This window comes from Bradyrhizobium sp. Mp27 (assembly GCF_029953005.1).
GTDB classification, from domain to species: domain Bacteria; phylum Pseudomonadota; class Alphaproteobacteria; order Rhizobiales; family Xanthobacteraceae; genus Bradyrhizobium; species Bradyrhizobium barranii.
Genome location: NZ_JASAUS010000481.1, coordinates 1 through 1,518 on the forward strand (window position 1 = coordinate 1; position 1,518 = coordinate 1,518).

General features: G+C 53.0%; 1 protein-coding gene. It reads right to left on the minus strand.

The genetic code is table 11. The features are described from left to right. Positions 1–135 precede the first annotated feature (135 nt). Positions 136–1,500, minus strand: coding sequence for an IS4 family transposase (locus QJT78_RS51115; protein WP_281460874.1), 1,365 nt, complete (start codon positions 1,498–1,500; stop codon positions 136–138). Positions 1,501–1,518 lie beyond the last annotated feature (18 nt).

Genomic DNA, 1,518 nt, shown 5'->3' on the forward strand with positions numbered 1-1,518 from the left:
GCGCGCCTTCATGTCGAGAGTGAACTGGCTGCGTCCAAAGAGAGCGTCGAACGCCTCGAACTGCTCGTGAAGGAGTACGAGCGCGCACGTTTCGGTAAACGCTCGGAGAAGCTTACGATTACCCACATTTCTGAGTCAGAGTGTCGCTCCCGTTGCGATATCGATGAATCGCGATAATCCGCGCCACATGATCAGATTCCCTGGTGGCGGATCGTTGGCGCGGGCGAGATAGCCGCCGAGCCTGGCGATCTTGATGAGATAATGCGACAATGTCTTTCGTTGTGTGCTGGCTGGATTCTTGTCTTTGACGAGCCGATCAAGCAATTGGATTTCAGCTTTGGTCAGCACAAATTCCGGTGAGGCATTTGGCGCTGAACGATTAAGCATCGTCATCCAAAAAATGCGCCAGCTCACAATGCAAAATACCGAGATCAGATTCGTCAATCGCTGAGCAGTCCGCAGTTGCGAGTCCTCTGCCCGACAGCCGGATTTGAGTATCTTGTGGAAGACCTCGATCTTCCATCGCAGAGAATACCATTCGAGTTTCTCGATCGCATCCCCGCGCGATTGCACCGGAAGATCGGTCAGGAGTTTCCATTCAATCTTCTTTCTGTTCTTTGGCGATCCTCTTTCATCAGCGTGGATCACTGTCAAAGTCAAAGCTGGATACCGCGACTGCTTGCCTATCGGTGGCAGAATACGGATTTTACGATACCGGATTTCTAGAACAGCCTGGTCTGGATTGCCCTTGCTATCCCGGACTTCGATCCGGTGGAGACCTTTGACCTCGACCTCGTCCATTATCGTTGCAACGGTATGATCGCCATCGCCTGCCAGGCGATTGACACAGGTCCTTACCAAGAAATGCGTTCCAACCTCTTGGGCGGCGCAAAACAATTCATAAATATCGGCCTCACGATCACCGATATGGATGCACTGCGATGGCTTGTCGAAAAGCTCCGTGGATTGCTTGAGGTTCTCCAGCCACCGAATGCTCTCCTTGGTTTCAATGGGGATCCGTGTCAGGTTGACCTCGCGCCTGAGTGCCGCGACCCCTCTGAATTTCTTTCTGGTCCAAAATTTCACGGCGCTGAGCCCGAGCGGAAGGCCCTCGAGGGTCACCGCAAGGCTCGAATGCATCAATATTCCGCATGTCGTGTACGTTTGGGGTTTTCCGTCCAATCTTCGAGAGTTGTTCTTGGGGATGCGCTTAATCATCCCGATCAGATCCGGGCGCTCCCTTTGATAGGTGAATTCGGTCGTATCATGCAGGACAAGAACAGGCCCTTTCGCAGCCGCGATACGTTCCCGCGTCGATTTAAAATGACCAGATAGGATATCGGCCTCGCTTACTCGTTCATTGGAGAAGAAACGATAGGCCGCCTTAGTATTCGCCCAGTCTTGGCAAACAGAGCTGGCCCCGCAAATTCGGACAGTAGCTTGAGTGGATTTTCTGCCTGACAGCGGCGAGGATTCTTGCTGCGAATCAGGAGCGAAGATGACGAAGAAGAGCCGCCG